This window comes from Streptomyces sp. NPDC052496 (genome assembly GCF_040679095.1).
Taxonomy (GTDB): Bacteria; Actinomycetota; Actinomycetes; order Streptomycetales; family Streptomycetaceae; genus Streptomyces.
Genome location: NZ_JBFAUH010000002.1, coordinates 137,813 through 150,991, shown reverse-complemented (window position 1 = coordinate 150,991; position 13,179 = coordinate 137,813). Strand labels below are relative to the sequence as shown.

The following is a 13,179-nucleotide window of genomic DNA, read 5'->3' as shown; positions in this document are numbered from 1 at the left end:
GTGACGGGGAGGCCGGCCGTACGGGACCGGGGCGGCGCCATGCGGCCGCTTACTGGTTCTGCGGCGGCAGCGCTGCGATGAAGGGGTGGTCGCGCTCGATCAGGCCGAGCTTGCTGGCGCCACCGGGCGAACCGAGCTCGTCGAAGAACTCGACGTTCGCCTTGTAGTAGTCCTTCCACTCCTCCGGGGTGTCGTCCTCGTAGAAGATCGCCTCGACCGGGCAGACCGGCTCGCAAGCTCCGCAGTCAACGCATTCGTCCGGGTGGATGTACAAGGACCGCTTGCCCTCGTAAATGCAGTCGACGGGGCACTCCTCGATGCATGCCTTGTCCTTGACGTCGACACAAGGCTGCGCGATGACGTAGGTCACGCTGTCGTTCCTCCTCGGTAGGGCTGGCGGACCGATTGGCAGTTCCGCCGCGGGGCGCGCGGGAGCGCGGCGTCGTCGATGCCCGCACCTAGTATCTCCGTTCCCGGGCACGAGACGAACAAGAGGGGCGGGTAGAGCCGTGGAATTCACTACCGGCGGACGGCTGGAGGTCCACATCACCCGTGCTGACGTGGGCAAAAGGGTATCTGTCCGGCGCTTGAGCGGCGCCGGGGAGGGGGCCGCGAAGTTCACCGACACGGTCGGTGTTCTCACATCCTGGGACGAGGGTGTGCTGAGCATCACACGCCGGAACGGAGAGACCGTCCGGTTCCCCGAGGCCACGCTGGTCGCGGGGAAGACGGTCCCCGCGGCGCCCGCCCGCCGCCGCTCCCCCGCGACGAGCGCACCCGAACTGGACCGGGTGGCGGCCCGCGGCTGGCCGCCGGTGGAGAGCGAGTGGCTGGGCGAGTGGCAGCTGCGGGCCGGCGGCGGCTTCACCCGGCGGGCCAACTCCGTGGCCGCGCTGGGCGACCCGGGCCTGCCCACGGACGCCGCGCTGGAACGCGTCCGCGCCTGGTACGCGGAACGCTCACTGCCCGCGTACGTACAGGTCAGTACGGGCGCCCCGGGCACCCAGGAGGACCTGGCGGCCGAACTGGACCGGCGCGGCTGGACGCGTGAGGTGACGGCGGAGCTGCGGACCGCCGCGCTGGCACCCGTCGGCGACCTGGACGCGGACGTGTCCCGGGTGACGCTCAGCCGACAGCTCGGCCCGGAGTGGCTGCGCCGCTACCAGCGGTCCGCGGAGCCGCGGCCCGAGGTGCTCAAGGTGCTCCAGGGCGGGCCGTCCGTGTGGTTCGCGAGCGTGCCGGACGGCACGGGCGAGACGGCCGCCATAGGACGGTGCGTGGTGGACGGGCGCTGGGCCGGCTTCGCGGCCGTCGAGGTCGGGGACGAGCACCGGCGGCGCGGCCTGGCCACCGCCGTGATGGCGGCGCTCGCCCGCAAGGCCCTGGACGAGGGCGCGTCGGCCGCGTACCTCCAGGTCGAGACGGACAACCACGGCGCCCGCGCGCTGTACGACGGGCTGGGTTTCGTCACCCACCATCACTACCACCACTGGCGCGCCTCCCAAGGAGGCCCGAACTGAACGGGTACGAACCTCGTATGCATCCGGACCCGGACCCGAACGGGGACGACACGTCCGCCGAGCGGCGCCGGCTGTTCGCCGAGGCCGCCCGCGACGAAGCGCCGGACCTCGCCCGGCTGTGCCTGCTGATCGCGGCGGAGGCCGATCCCGCGCTGGACGAGGCGGGCGTGGACGCGGCGCAGATCGCCCTGGACGAGCTGGCCGGGCGGCTGCCGTACGCGCCCGCCGGCGGGCCGCGCCCATGGGCCCGCAACGTCGCCGAACTGCTCGGCGCGCGGCTCGGCTTCCGCGGTACGCCCACCGATTACCGGCGGCTGGAGTCGTCGCTGCTGCACGAGGTGCTGCGGCGCCGGCGGGGGCTGCCGATCCTGCTGTCGGTGGTGTGGATGGAGGTCGCGCGCCGGGCGGGCGCGCCGGTGTACGGGGTGGCGCTGCCGGGCCATTTCGTCGTCGGCTTCGGCGACCCGTACGGCGCGCACGTCCTCGCCGATCCCTTCGACGGCGGGCGGCTGCTGACCGACGAGGACGCGGGGGTGCTGGTCGCGGGCGCGACCGGGGCGCCGCTGACCGAGCAGATGCTCACGCCGGCCGACCCGCTGGAGATCGTGCTGCGCATCCTGAACAACATCCGGGCGTGGGCGGCGGCCCGGCCGGAGCGCAGCGACGTGCAGCTGTGGGCGGTCGAGCTGTCCCTGCTGCTGCCCAGCCACCCGGCGCGGCTGCGCCACGACCACGCGCAACTGCTCGTGCAGCGCGGTGACTTCCTGGGCGGTGCGGCCGGGCTGGAGGAGTACGCGAAGGTGATCGAGGAGGTCGACCCGGCCGCCGCGGCGGCGGTACGGCGTCAGGCGGCCGCGGCGCGCGCGATGCTCAACTGATCCTCCGGGGCCTGCTGTCCGGCGGCGTCCGTGGCCGGCTCCGTGGCGGCGTGCGGGCCGCGGCGCACGATCAGTACGGTCGCGTCGTCCTTCAGCTCGCCGCCGGTGAACCGCTCCAGGTCGGCGCGGAGGGTATGTGCCAGCTCGGCCGGCTCCAGGTGCGTCCAGCGGGCCAGCCGGTCGGCCAGCGGGTAGAACGTGCCGTCGGCGCCGCGGGCCTCGGTCACGCCGTCGGTGCACAGCACGATCCAGTCGTCCGCCACCGGTTCGACGGCCACGCTCTGCCGCGGCTCTCCGGTGAGCCCTCCCAGGCCCAGCGGCAGGCCGCCTTCGCCGTCGGTGCGCTCGGTGACCCGGCCGTCCCGTACGAGGTAGTACGGGATGTGACCGCAGGACAGCACCCGCGCGTCGTCCTTCCCGCGCACCTCCAGCAGCAGCGCGGTGACGAACCGTTCCTGGCCGCCGCGCTCGGCGGAGCGGACGTTGTAGCGGGCCAGCGCCTGCTCCATCCGCTCGGCGACGGCTTCGAGGCTGTCCTTGTAGTGCGCCGCCTCCCGGAAGGAGGCCAGCACCTCGTGCCCGGCGCCGATCGCGGGCATCCCCTTGCCCTGGACGTCGCCGATCACCAGCCGCAGTCCGTGCGGCGTCTCCACGGCCTCGTAGATGTCCCCGCCGACCCGGGCGCCTTCCTGTGCGGAGACATAGAACCCGTACGCCTCCAGCGGCCCGGCAGTCAGCGGCAGCTCGCGCAGCATCTCCCGCTGCACGGCGTCGGCGACCATGCGCGTACGGGCGTACAGCGCCTCCCGCTCCAGCCGGGTACGGCACAGCACCAGCGCGAAGACGGCGACCAGCAGCGCCCCGAAGACTCCGACGACCTTGCTGGCCACAGACCAGTCCGGCACCAGCCGCACCTGGATGAACGCCTGGCACAGCACGTACACGGCGGCCACCGCGGCGGTCCACCGGTAGGCGCAGCGCAGCGCGGCGATCAGCGGCGCGATGCCCATGAACAGGGCGAAGTGCAGCTGCGGGCCGGTCCCCGCGTCCACCAGCGTGATGGCCAGGGTCACGACGACCAGCAGCACCGCCACCGCGCGGTCACGCGCCGGGGTTCGCTGAAGAGTCATCACCCTTCCCAGCCTGCGCCTGCCACCACCCCGGGCCCAGGGCCGAAAGTCCTGGTGAGGCGGTTGCTCGGGTGAGACTGCTTACAGCGGCGCGGCCTGCTGTGGGGCGCCTACAGCCAGCCCTTGGAGGCGGCCGTGCGGACGGCTTCGGCGCGGTTGCGGGCGCCTGTCTTCTGGATGGCGGTGGACAGGTAGTTGCGTACCGTGCCGTGAGAGAGGTGGAAGGCGGCGGCGATCTCGGCGTTGGTGGAGCCGTCGGCGGCCGCGCGCAGGACGTCGCACTCCCGGTCGGTCAGGGGGTTGGCGCCTTCGGACAGCGCGGCCGCGGCGAGCGCCGGGTCGATGACCTGCTCACCGCGGAGCACCCGCCGTACGGCGTCCGCGAGCTGCGCCGCCGGGGCGTCCTTGACCAGGAACGCGTCGGCGCCGGACTCCATCGCGCGGCGCAGGTAGCCGGGCCGTCCGAAGGTGGTGAGGATGACGACCTTGAGCGCCGGGAACTCGGCGCGCAGCAGCGCGGCGGCGTCCAGGCCGCTGAGGCCGGGCATCTCGATGTCGAGCAGGGCCACGTCCACGGGCCGGGCCCGCGCCGCGCCGACCACCTCGTCGCCCCGCGCGGCCTGGGCCACGACTTCCATGTCGGGCTCCAGCCCGAGCAGCGCGGCCAGCGCTTCGCGGACCATGGACTGGTCCTCGGCGAGGAGGAGACGCACTTTCTTCACGGGCTGCTCGCCGTGCGGGTCAGTCATGCGACCACCCTAGCCAGGATGGGAAAGGCGCAGGTCAGCAGGTTGCGGTGGAGCAGGTGCGGGGAACGCGGCGGGCGGTGCGCGACGGTTCAGGCGTAGCAGCGGCGGTGCTGCGGTGTCGGCTCGAAGGTCTGCCGGCAGCCGGAGCACCACCAGTGCCAGGTCTCCTGGGCCCGGCCCGAGTCACTGGTGTCCTTCCACAGGCGGCGCCGGTCGCGGCAGGCCGGACAGCCGGGCGGGGCGAGGGGACCGACGACGGCACGCGGGTCGATAGGGGGCATGGCGCCAGCCTGCACCCCCGGGAGCGGCGGCGCGCCGGTCGCCGCGCCGGGCCACTCCTTCGGGCGGAGCGAGGGCGGGCAGGCGCGTGCGCCGGAGCCTCCGGGGCGTACGGACGCAGCGCGCAACCGCCGGCGTACGTCCGGGGCCAGGCGCGGGCTCCGAGGCGTACGCCCCGCGCGTCCGCCGTGCTTCACGCCCTGGGTGGGCTGTGTTCCGCGGGACAGTTGGCGGCGCCGGACGCCGGGAGGCTGCCGAGGGGCACGTACGCGCGCAGGGCGAAGCCGTGGCCACGCGGTGCCGGGCCCGTCTCCAGGCGGCCGTCGGCCAGGGCCAGCCGCTCCCGCAGCCCGCTCAGGCCGTTCCCGTCGTGGCTCCCGCCGCGCGGCGGCCCGGTGCCGTCGTCGATGACGGACAGGCACAGGGACCGCTGTTCGTCCGCCTCCCACTCCTCGGTGAGCAGCACCTCGCAGCGCCCGGCACCGCTGTGCCGGAGGACGTTGGTGACGGCCTCGCGCAGCGCCCAGGCCAGCGCGCCCTCCCCGTCCGCCGTCAGGCCGCGGTGCTCCTGCTGCACGGCCGGATCGATGTCGGCCATGATGCCCGCGGTGCGCAGCGCGGCGCGGGCCCCGGCCAGTTCGACGACCAGGCGGGGCCGCCGGTAGCCGGTGACGGCCTCCCGGACGTCCACCAGGGCCTGGCGGCTGACCCGTTCGATGTCGGCGACCTGCTGGGCGGCACGGTCCGGCTCGCCGGGCAGCATCCGCCCGGCGAGCTCGCTCTTGAGCGTGATCAGGGAGAGCGAGTGGCCGAGGAGGTCGTGCAGGTCGCGGGCGAGCCGCAGCCGCTCCTCGTCGGCGGCGAGCCGGGCGACCTCCTCCCGCGCCGCGCGCAGCTCCTGCGTCGTACGGATCAGATACTGCACGCCGACCATCGCGAACCCGCTGAGCAGGCAGGGCAGGGCGTACGCGAAGAGGTAGGCCCGGACGTTCTCGTAGCGCATCCCGATCAGCACCAGGACGGCGGTCAGCGCGGGAATGGCCCACCGCGAGACGCCGAAGGGCTGGGTGACGGCCACCGCGACGCCCACGAAGGTGAAGAGCACCAGCCAGTTCGGCCCGAGGACGGAGGCCAGCAGGACGGCGAGCGCCGCGATGACGGTCACGGCGGCCCGGACCACCGGGTTCTTCACGGGCCGGTGGGCCATGTGGCGGAAGAGCACGACGAAGTAGACGGCGACGAACGTCAGGAGACCGGCGCAGCCCAGCAGCTCGTGCGCCGGGGACATCCCGCCGTCGATCAGGTCCCCGATCGGCCCCGCCAGGTACAGGAACCAGATGACGACCCAGGCGCTCTTGACCAGCGCCTGCCGACGGGTGCGGGGTGCCGATCCGATCAGCACCGGGTTGCACTCGGTCTCCGCTTCTCTCATGCCGTACGCGTGTCCTTCCGGTAGAGCCAGCCCGCGCCGCCGGCGAAGACGAGCAGGTAGCCGGCGAGGATGGCCAGGTCCTTGGCGGCCGGGGCGTGGCCGGCCTCGATGGCCGTGCCGAGCGCGGCGTACGCGTGGGTCGGCAGCCACTCGGCGATGTTCTGCACCCACTGGGGCAGGATCGTCAGCGGCATCCACAGCCCGCCGAGGAACGCCAGCACGAAGTAGATCATCATCGCGATGGGGCGGACCGCGTCACCGCTGGCCAGGTAGCCGATGGCGACGCCGAGCGCGGCGAAGACGAAGCTGCCGAGCCAGGTCGCGGCGAGGATGGCGATCCACTGCCAGGCCTCCAGCCGGACGCCCTTGACCGTCGCGGCGACGAGCATGACCAGCACGATGGACGGCAGGCTGACCGTCGCGGCGGAACCCATTTTCGCGGCGACGTAGCCACGTCCGGGCAGTGCGGTCAGCCGCAGCTGGCGCACCCAGCCCTTCTCGCGCTCCTTGGCGATCGCCTCGCTGTTGCCGATCAGTACGGCGGTCATGGCGCCGAACGCCGCCATGGCGACCATGAAGTACAGCGGCATGTTCAGGCTCATGCCCGGTATCGGTTTGCTGTCGGCACCGCCCGCGATGATCAGGTAGAGCAGCGGCGGGTAGATGACCGAGAAGAACAGGAACTTCTTGTTCCGCAGGGCGCGGAGGATCTCCAGCTTGATCAGGGTGGTCATCGTGCCGCCTCCTCGGCGGTCGCCGCGTCGGTGATGGCGATGAACGCCTGCTCCAGGCCGAGTCCGGCCACTTCCAGGTTGCGCGGGTACAGGCCGAGTCCGTACGCGGCGTGCACCGTCGCGTCGGCGTCCGCGGACTGGATACGCACGGTACGCCCCGAGACCTCCAGGGAGGTCAGGTGCGGCAGGCGGCGCAGCGCCTCGCGGTCGACCGGCCCGTCCAGGTCGAAGGTGACACGGCGGGCACCGGCCCGCGCCTTGATCTCGGCGGCGGTGCCGTCGGCCAGCACCCGGCCGCGGTGCAGCACGATCACGCGGTCCGCGATCTCGTCCGCCTCTTCCAGGTAGTGGGTGGCGAACAGCACCGTACGGCCCTGCCGGGCCTGGGCCCGCATGGTGCCCCAGAACGTCTGCCGGGAGGTGACGTCCATGCCGGTGGTCGGCTCGTCCAGCACGATCAGCTCGTTGGCCCCGGCGGTGGCGAGCGCGAAGCGCACCCGCTGCTCCTGGCCGCCGGAGAGCTTGTCGACCATCCGGTCGGCGATCTCGGTGATCCCGGCGGCATCCATGATCTGCTCGACCGGGTAGCCGCCCGGGTGCAGGTCGGCGGCGAGCTTGACCAGCTCCCGGACCTTCACGCCGGTCATCAGGCCGCCGCTCTGCAGCATGGCGCCGACCTTGCCCTGCTCGATGGCGCGCTGCGGGGTCGTGCCGAAGAGCGTCACCGTCCCGGCGTCGGGGTTGCGCAGTCCCAGGAGCAGGTCGAGGGTGGAGGACTTGCCGGCGCCGTTGGGCCCGAGGAGGGCGACGGTCTCGCCCGGGTGCAGCTCCAGGTCGAGGTCGGCCACCGCCCGTACGGCGCCGTAGTTCTTGCTGACTCCCCGGAAGCTGACCACGGGCGCCGGGCCCGCCGGGCGCCCGGCGGGCCGGTCTGTGAGGGTGGCTGTGCTCGTCATGTGTCCCAGCTTCACAGCGGGACGGTGCCGCGCGGCAGTGTCGGGTGTCGCAAGTACGGGATGACAGATGTCATGGGGGGTGTCCCCTAGGGTGCGCCTGCGGTTCCTTGCGCGTGGGGTTCCTCGTGCGTGTGGGGTTCCTCGTGCGTGTGGGGTTCCTGGTGTGCGTGAGGTTCCTCGTGCGCGCGGGGTCAGCCGGGCACGCTCATCCGCTGTGTGCCGATCACCGACAGCAGCCGCAGGGCCTCTGCCGACGGCGAGCCGGGCGCGGCGGTGTAGATGGCGACGCGCTGGTCCCGGTCGGCGATGTCCAGGACGTCGCAGCTGACGCTGAGGGGGCCGACGAGGGGGTGGTCGAACGTCTTGCAGAGGGTGGGCCGGGCGGCCACGTCGTGGGCGGCCCAGAGCCGGGCGAATTCCTCGCTGCCGGCCAGCAGTTCCTCGATCAGTCCGGTCACCTCCGGGTCGGCGGGGTAACGGGCCGCGGTGGCGCGCAGTTGCTGCGCCGCGGTCCGGGCGAACGCGTCCGCGTCGGAGACGCCGTACAGCCGCCGGCCGTGCGGGTGCGGCCCCAGGAAGGCGCGCCGGACGAGGTTGCGGTCCCGGCGCGGGAGGGCGGAGAAGTCCTCCATCAGCGCGGCGGCCAGGTCGTTCCAGGCGATGACCTCGTACGTCGCCGAGAGGACGATCGCCGCGGCCTCCGGCAGCCGCCGCAGCAGGTCGACGATGCTCTGCCGTACCTCCCGCGACGGCCCCGGAGGGGGCCCGGGCGGCGAGCCGGCGAGATGGTGGAGGTGGTCGCGCTCGGCGTCCGACAGGCGCAGCGCCCGGGCTAGCTGGGCCAGCACCTCGCGGGACGGCTGCGGGCCGCGGCCCTGCTCCAGCCGCGTGTAGTACTCGGACGAGATGAACGCCAGCTGCGCCACCTCCTCGCGGCGCAGCCCCGGGGTGCGGCGGCGGGTTCCCGCGGGCAGCCCCACGTCGGCCGGGGTGATGCGCTCGCGCCTGGTGCGCAGGAAGTCGCCGAGTTCTCGTCGTACGTGTCGGTCCACGCCCCCCAGTGTGCGCGGGCGCCGGGCGGCTCAGCCAGGTACTGCCGGTGCCTGGCTGAGCGGGGCCGCCGGGCCCAGGCTCGTCGGCATGAACAACGCACCGAACCCGTCCACCACCACATCCGGCCTGCTCACCGGCAAGGTCGCCGTCATCACCGGGGCCGGCCGCGGCATCGGCGCCGCCGCGGCGCGGCTGTTCGCCCGGGAGGGCGCCAGGGTGCTCCTCGCCTCACGTACGGAGGCCCAGCTCAAGGCGGTGGCCGAGGAGATCCGGGCGGCCGGCGGGACCGCGGACCACGTGGTGTGCGACCTGGCCGACGCGGCGAGCGTCCGGGCCGCCGTCGGCCGGGCCGTGGAGCTGTACGGCCGGCTCGACGTGGCCTTCAACAACGGTGCGACGGGACAGCCGCCCGGCCCGATGGACCAGATGCCGGAGGACGGGTTCGACGCTGTCAGCGCTGTGAACTTCAAGGGACCGTGGCTGGCCATGACCGCCGAGGTCGCCGCCATCCGCGCCACCGCGGGGCGCGGCGCGATCGTCAACACCTCCAGCGTCGGCAGCCTCGCGGGCAACCCCCAACTGCCCGTCTACGGGGCGGCGAAGCGGGCGGTCAACAGCCTCACCGAGTCGGCTGCCGTCACGTACGGCCCGGAGGGCATCCGCGTCAACGCCGTCGCGCCCGGCACCACGCTCACCGAGATGCTGTACGAGTGGGACGCGCGGTCCCCCGGCACCATCGAGCAGCTCAACGCCCGGACACCGCTGGGCCGCGCCGCCGAACCGGAGGAGATCGCGCAGGCCGCCGCCTGGCTGCTCAGCGACCGCGCCTCGTACGTCACCGGTACGGTGCTCCGGGTCGACGGGGGGATGTGCGCCTGAGCGGGGCCCGCGGCGCGCCGGCCCGGGTACGCCCCCTCCTCACCCCTTCCGCGCGCCGCAGAACTCGGCTTCCACCACCCCCACGTACGAGGAGGCGTCGCCCAGCCAGTCACCGTTGATGTTGAACGTCAGCTGGTGGCCGCCGTCCCGGGTGCCGACGACCCCGGAGACGGAGCCGTTGGTGCGGCCCGTCTTGCCCACCACGGTCACCCCGCAGGACAGGGTGACCGCCTCGATGCCGAGCCCGTACCGGAAGCCCCCGGTCTCCGCGGGCACGGTGGTGAACATGGCGCGGGTCGCGGCCGGGCCCAGCAGCTGCCCTCGGGACAGGGCCCGGAAGAAGGTGTTCAGGTCGCCGGTGGTGGAGATGGCCTCGCCCGCCGCGCCGAGCCACGACATGTTCTGCTCGGTGGCGTCCACGACCGGCGCGTCGGGCTCCTTCTGCCGCAGCCGCGAGTAGGCGGTGGGGTGGGGCAGCGGCATCCGGGGGTCCAGGCCGGGGAAGGAGGTCTGCCGCAGCTTCAGGGGCGTCAGGATGCGCCGCTGGACCTCCTGGGCGTACGGGCGGCCGGTCGCCTTTTCGACGACCATGCCGACGAGTACGTAATGGGTGTTGCTGTACAGCGCCTTGCCCGGTGCGCTGTGCGGGGGCTGCTTCATGGCGAGGGCCACCAGGTCGGCGGGGTGGTGGGTGTCGTAGCGGTGCCGCGGGAAGCCGGGGCCGGAGGCGCGGCGGACGAACTCGGGGTCGGCGGTGTAGTTGCCGAGCCCGCTCGTGTGGTTCAGCAGCTGCCGCAGCCGGATGGCGCGGCCGTCGTTGCCGTTGCCGCGGACGAGGCCCGGCAGCCACTTCTCGACGGTGTCGTCCAGGCCGAGCACGCCCTCCTCCGCCAGCTGGAGGAGGACGGTGGCGAGGAAGACCTTCGTGATGCTGGCGGCGCGGAAGTGGTCGGCGGGGGTCCGCTGGCGGCGCGTGGCCGTGTCCGCGTACCCGGCCGAGCCGAACCACCGGCCGCGCCCGTCCCTGGCCTCGGCGGCGACCCCGGGCAGGCCGCCCTTCTCCACCACGTCCCGCAGCGCTTGCCGGGTCGGCTGGTGGGGGTCCGGGTGATGCGGAGGCGCCGCGGCGTCGGCGGCCGGCCCGGTGGCGAGGAGGGCCGCCACGGCCAGGGCCAGAGCGGTGGCGCGGGTGGTGGTTCCGGCCCACCGGCCGGTTATGGAGGTCATGGCCGGGACGCTATGGCGTCCCGGCGCAGCGCAGTACCGACGAAAGCAAAGGGCCGCGCTCGACGAAAGTCAGGGGCCGCCACGTACCCGTAGCGTCGCACCGCGCCCGGTACGTCGAGACGAGCCCGTAGCGTCGCACCGCGCCCGACACGACGAACCTGACCCGTCCCGTCGCACCGCGCCCGTCCCGTCGCACCGCAGCCGACGCGACGAACCGACACCGTACCGTCGCACCGCAGCCGACACGACGAACCGACACCGTACCGTCGCACCGCAGCCGACACGACGAGCCAACGCCGCACCGTCGCTCCACCCCCGGCACGACGAACCGGCCCCGTACCGTCGTACGGGACCGGTTCGTTGTCGTTCCGGGCGGGCCCGGCAAGCGGTCGGGTCAGCCCCTCGTCGCGCCCTCGACCGTGGCGACGCGTTTCTGGGGGGCGGGCGGTGCGGGCTTCCTGAGGGCCTGCTGCATCGCCGCGGCGGCGTGCTGCGGGGTCATCTTCACCTTGCCGGCACCGCCGTCGATCATCACGTTGTCGAAGGCGTGACCGTACTTCTCCTCCAGCTTGGCGAGGTCTATGACCGGCTGGAGCGTGCCGTCGGGAGCGGCCTTGAAGGACAGCAGCTCACCGATGGAGCGCTGGCTGAACGGCACCTCGACGCCGCCCGCCGACAGGTAGACCCACCCGGAGACGGCCGGCTCGGCCATCTCCTTCAGGGCCCGGTCGACCTCCGCCTTGCCCGCCTTCGGCTGCTGCTCGACGGCGGCCAGCACCACCGGGGAGTTCTTGCCGGTGGTGGCCCGCTCCAGGTACGCCTGCTCGATCTTGCTCTTGGACGCCTTGACGTCGACCGCCTTGTAGGGCGCGCCGTAGTGCGGGACGGCCTTGCCGTTCTCGAAGGTGATGCTGCCGTCCTTGGCGGCACCCGCCGAACCGGCCACCGCCCTGAGCGCGACATCCAGCTTCTCGTCGTCGGTGACCATCGCCGGCTGGGCCGTCCGCGTGCCGCCGAACAGCGAGCTGATGACGGAGACCGGGTTGTAGTCGCGCCCGGAGGCGTCCCGGACGGTGGCCTGGGTGTCGATGTTCAGTCCGGCCTTGGCCGGCACGAGCGTCTGCTCCTTGCCGTCCACGGTGAGCTTCAGCGGCTCGTTGCGCGTCTTGCTGACGGCCGCGTCGAGCTTCTTGACGGCCTCTTCCTTCGTGGCGCCGCCGATGTCCACGCCCAGCGCGGTGGTGCCGTTGGGCACGTCCGCGTGGTCGAGCAGCAGCCCCGCGCCGTACGCGACACCCGCCAGGAAGACGACGGCCACGCCGAGCAGAACGACCTTGTTGCGGCCCTTCTTCTTCGGGTTTATCGGCTCGGGGATCTTCTTGCGCGGCGGGGCCGGGGCGTCCTTGCCCGCGCCCGGTCTGGACGGGAAGCCTCCGCCGGGCGCCGGGGCGGCGTCGGCGGGAACCGTCGGGACGCCGCTGACCAGGGTGTCGCTGGAGAGCTGGTCGCCGCTGCCGGGCCGGCCGGAGCCGGTGGGCGCGCCGCCCGCGATGCCGCCCGTGACGCCGATGCCGCTGCCGCCACCGGGTCCGGCGGGCGGGGCGGGGGGCTGCGGGGTGAGCACCGCGGTGTCGTCGGTCATGCCGGGGCCGCCGTTCGCGCCCGGAGCGCCCGGAGCACCCGGGGTGCCCGGAGCTCCGGGAGTGTGGAAACCGCTGGGCAGGTCGAAGGCCGAGTCGCCGGTGGCCGGGCCGGTCGTCGGACCGCTCGGGCCGCCGCGGCCGGCGTCCCGGCCGGAGCCGGTGCCGGCGGGCGTGTCGAACGGGCTCGCGCCGCCCTGCCCCGCGGGCCCGTCGAACGCACCGGCGGGCGCGTCGAACGGCGACGGGGCCGCGTCGAACGGCGAGCCGCCGCCCTGCGCGGGCGCGTCGGAGAAGTACGGCAGGTCCGGGCGCTGCTGCGACCCGCCGGTCCCGTCCTGCGGCGCCGCGGGGGCCTGGCCGTCCGGTGACGCCTTGGGCGCGGAGGACGCCGCGGCCCCGGCGGACGGCGCGGACGCGGAACCGGCGGCGGCCGTCGTCGGCTTCCGGGGCGAGAACCAGTCGCTGGTCTTCTCGGCCGGGGCGCTCTTGGCGCCGTCGCCACCCGCGTCGGGCCTGCGCGTGCTGCCGGTGCGCTCGGACCCGGCAGACCCGGCAGTTCCGGCGGACCTGGCCGACCCCGCACCGGACGCACCGGACGCACCCCGGACAGGCAAACCGGATACGCCGGACACACCAGAGGCACCGGACGTACCGGAGCCGCCGGCCGCACCAGACCCACCGGACGCGCCGGTCCCCCCG

13 protein-coding genes are annotated in these 13,179 nt (G+C 73.8%); 3 read left to right on the top strand and 10 right to left on the bottom strand.

All coding sequences use genetic code 11. From position 1 onward, the window contains the following. Positions 1–49: 49 nt before the first annotated feature. Positions 50–370, bottom strand: a complete 321-nt coding sequence (fdxA, locus tag AB0L45_RS04120) for a ferredoxin (protein ID WP_350253689.1) — start codon at positions 368–370, stop codon at positions 50–52. Positions 371–509: 139 nt separating this feature from the next. Between fdxA and AB0L45_RS04115 the strand changes: the two genes are divergently transcribed. Both AB0L45_RS04115 and AB0L45_RS04110 read left to right on the top strand, forming a co-directional pair. Next, the gene (locus AB0L45_RS04115) at positions 510–1,520 is read left to right on the top strand and encodes a GNAT family N-acetyltransferase (protein ID WP_365835887.1); all 1,011 of its coding nucleotides are present in this window, start codon (positions 510–512) and stop codon (positions 1,518–1,520) included. Positions 1,521–1,537: 17 nt separating this feature from the next. Continuing rightward, on the top strand, positions 1,538–2,398 hold the full coding sequence (locus AB0L45_RS04110) for a transglutaminase-like domain-containing protein (RefSeq protein ID WP_365835885.1): 861 nt from the start codon (positions 1,538–1,540) through the stop codon (positions 2,396–2,398). Here the strand turns inward: AB0L45_RS04110 and AB0L45_RS04105 are convergent. From AB0L45_RS04105 to AB0L45_RS04075, 7 genes are all read right to left on the bottom strand, one after another. Next, on the bottom strand, positions 2,365–3,528 hold the full coding sequence (locus tag AB0L45_RS04105; RefSeq protein WP_365835883.1) for a PP2C family protein-serine/threonine phosphatase: 1,164 nt from the start codon (positions 3,526–3,528) through the stop codon (positions 2,365–2,367). The genes AB0L45_RS04110 and AB0L45_RS04105 overlap by 34 nt on opposite strands. A 110-nt stretch (positions 3,529–3,638) precedes the next feature. Continuing rightward, entirely contained in the window at positions 3,639–4,277 is a 639-nt protein-coding gene (locus AB0L45_RS04100) for a response regulator transcription factor (RefSeq protein WP_365835881.1), read from the bottom strand. Positions 4,278–4,366: 89 nt separating this feature from the next. Beyond that, positions 4,367–4,558, bottom strand: a complete 192-nt coding sequence (locus AB0L45_RS04095) for a hypothetical protein (RefSeq protein WP_365835879.1) — start codon at positions 4,556–4,558, stop codon at positions 4,367–4,369. Positions 4,559–4,749: 191 nt separating this feature from the next. After that, complete coding sequence (locus tag AB0L45_RS04090) at positions 4,750–5,988, bottom strand: sensor histidine kinase (RefSeq protein ID WP_365835877.1); 1,239 nt, start codon at positions 5,986–5,988, stop codon at positions 4,750–4,752. Further along, the gene (locus AB0L45_RS04085; protein ID WP_365835875.1) at positions 5,985–6,722 is read right to left on the bottom strand and encodes an ABC transporter permease; all 738 of its coding nucleotides are present in this window, start codon (positions 6,720–6,722) and stop codon (positions 5,985–5,987) included. Before AB0L45_RS04085 ends, AB0L45_RS04090 begins: the two co-directional genes overlap by 4 nt. Next, complete coding sequence (locus tag AB0L45_RS04080; protein WP_365835873.1) at positions 6,719–7,678, bottom strand: ABC transporter ATP-binding protein; 960 nt, start codon at positions 7,676–7,678, stop codon at positions 6,719–6,721. The genes AB0L45_RS04085 and AB0L45_RS04080 overlap by 4 nt, the downstream gene beginning before the upstream one ends. Before the next feature lie 191 nt (positions 7,679–7,869). Continuing rightward, positions 7,870–8,730, bottom strand: coding sequence for a helix-turn-helix transcriptional regulator (locus AB0L45_RS04075; protein ID WP_365835871.1), 861 nt, complete (start codon positions 8,728–8,730; stop codon positions 7,870–7,872). Between the two features lie 88 nt (positions 8,731–8,818). Between AB0L45_RS04075 and AB0L45_RS04070 the strand changes: the two genes are divergently transcribed. Continuing rightward, positions 8,819–9,610 (top strand): glucose 1-dehydrogenase, encoded by a 792-nt coding sequence (locus AB0L45_RS04070; protein WP_365835869.1) that lies wholly within the window; start codon positions 8,819–8,821, stop codon positions 9,608–9,610. Between the two features lie 39 nt (positions 9,611–9,649). On the opposite strand, the gene AB0L45_RS04065 is transcribed toward AB0L45_RS04070, so the two are convergent. Then, positions 9,650–10,837, bottom strand: a complete 1,188-nt coding sequence (locus AB0L45_RS04065; RefSeq protein ID WP_365835868.1) for a serine hydrolase domain-containing protein — start codon at positions 10,835–10,837, stop codon at positions 9,650–9,652. Between the two features lie 394 nt (positions 10,838–11,231). Further along, positions 11,232–13,094: a hypothetical protein gene (locus AB0L45_RS04060; protein ID WP_365835866.1), complete on the bottom strand. Its 1,863-nt coding sequence runs from the start codon at positions 13,092–13,094 to the stop codon at positions 11,232–11,234. Between the last annotated feature and the right edge of the window lie 85 nt (positions 13,095–13,179).

Coding starts and splice junctions, on each gene's coding strand:
- AB0L45_RS04110 (WP_365835885.1), top strand. CDS start 1,538: ATGCATCCGGACCCGGACCCGAACGGGGACGACACGTCCGCCGAGCGG.
- AB0L45_RS04105 (WP_365835883.1), bottom strand. CDS start 3,528: ATGACTCTTCAGCGAACCCCGGCGCGTGACCGCGCGGTGGCGGTGCTG.
- AB0L45_RS04070 (WP_365835869.1), top strand. CDS start 8,819: ATGAACAACGCACCGAACCCGTCCACCACCACATCCGGCCTGCTCACC.
- AB0L45_RS04080 (WP_365835873.1), bottom strand. CDS start 7,678: ATGACGAGCACAGCCACCCTCACAGACCGGCCCGCCGGGCGCCCGGCG.
- AB0L45_RS04065 (WP_365835868.1), bottom strand. CDS start 10,837: ATGACCTCCATAACCGGCCGGTGGGCCGGAACCACCACCCGCGCCACC.
- AB0L45_RS04085 (WP_365835875.1), bottom strand. CDS start 6,722: ATGACCACCCTGATCAAGCTGGAGATCCTCCGCGCCCTGCGGAACAAG.
- AB0L45_RS04090 (WP_365835877.1), bottom strand. CDS start 5,988: ATGAGAGAAGCGGAGACCGAGTGCAACCCGGTGCTGATCGGATCGGCA.
- AB0L45_RS04095 (WP_365835879.1), bottom strand. CDS start 4,558: ATGCCCCCTATCGACCCGCGTGCCGTCGTCGGTCCCCTCGCCCCGCCC.
- AB0L45_RS04100 (WP_365835881.1), bottom strand. CDS start 4,277: ATGACTGACCCGCACGGCGAGCAGCCCGTGAAGAAAGTGCGTCTCCTC.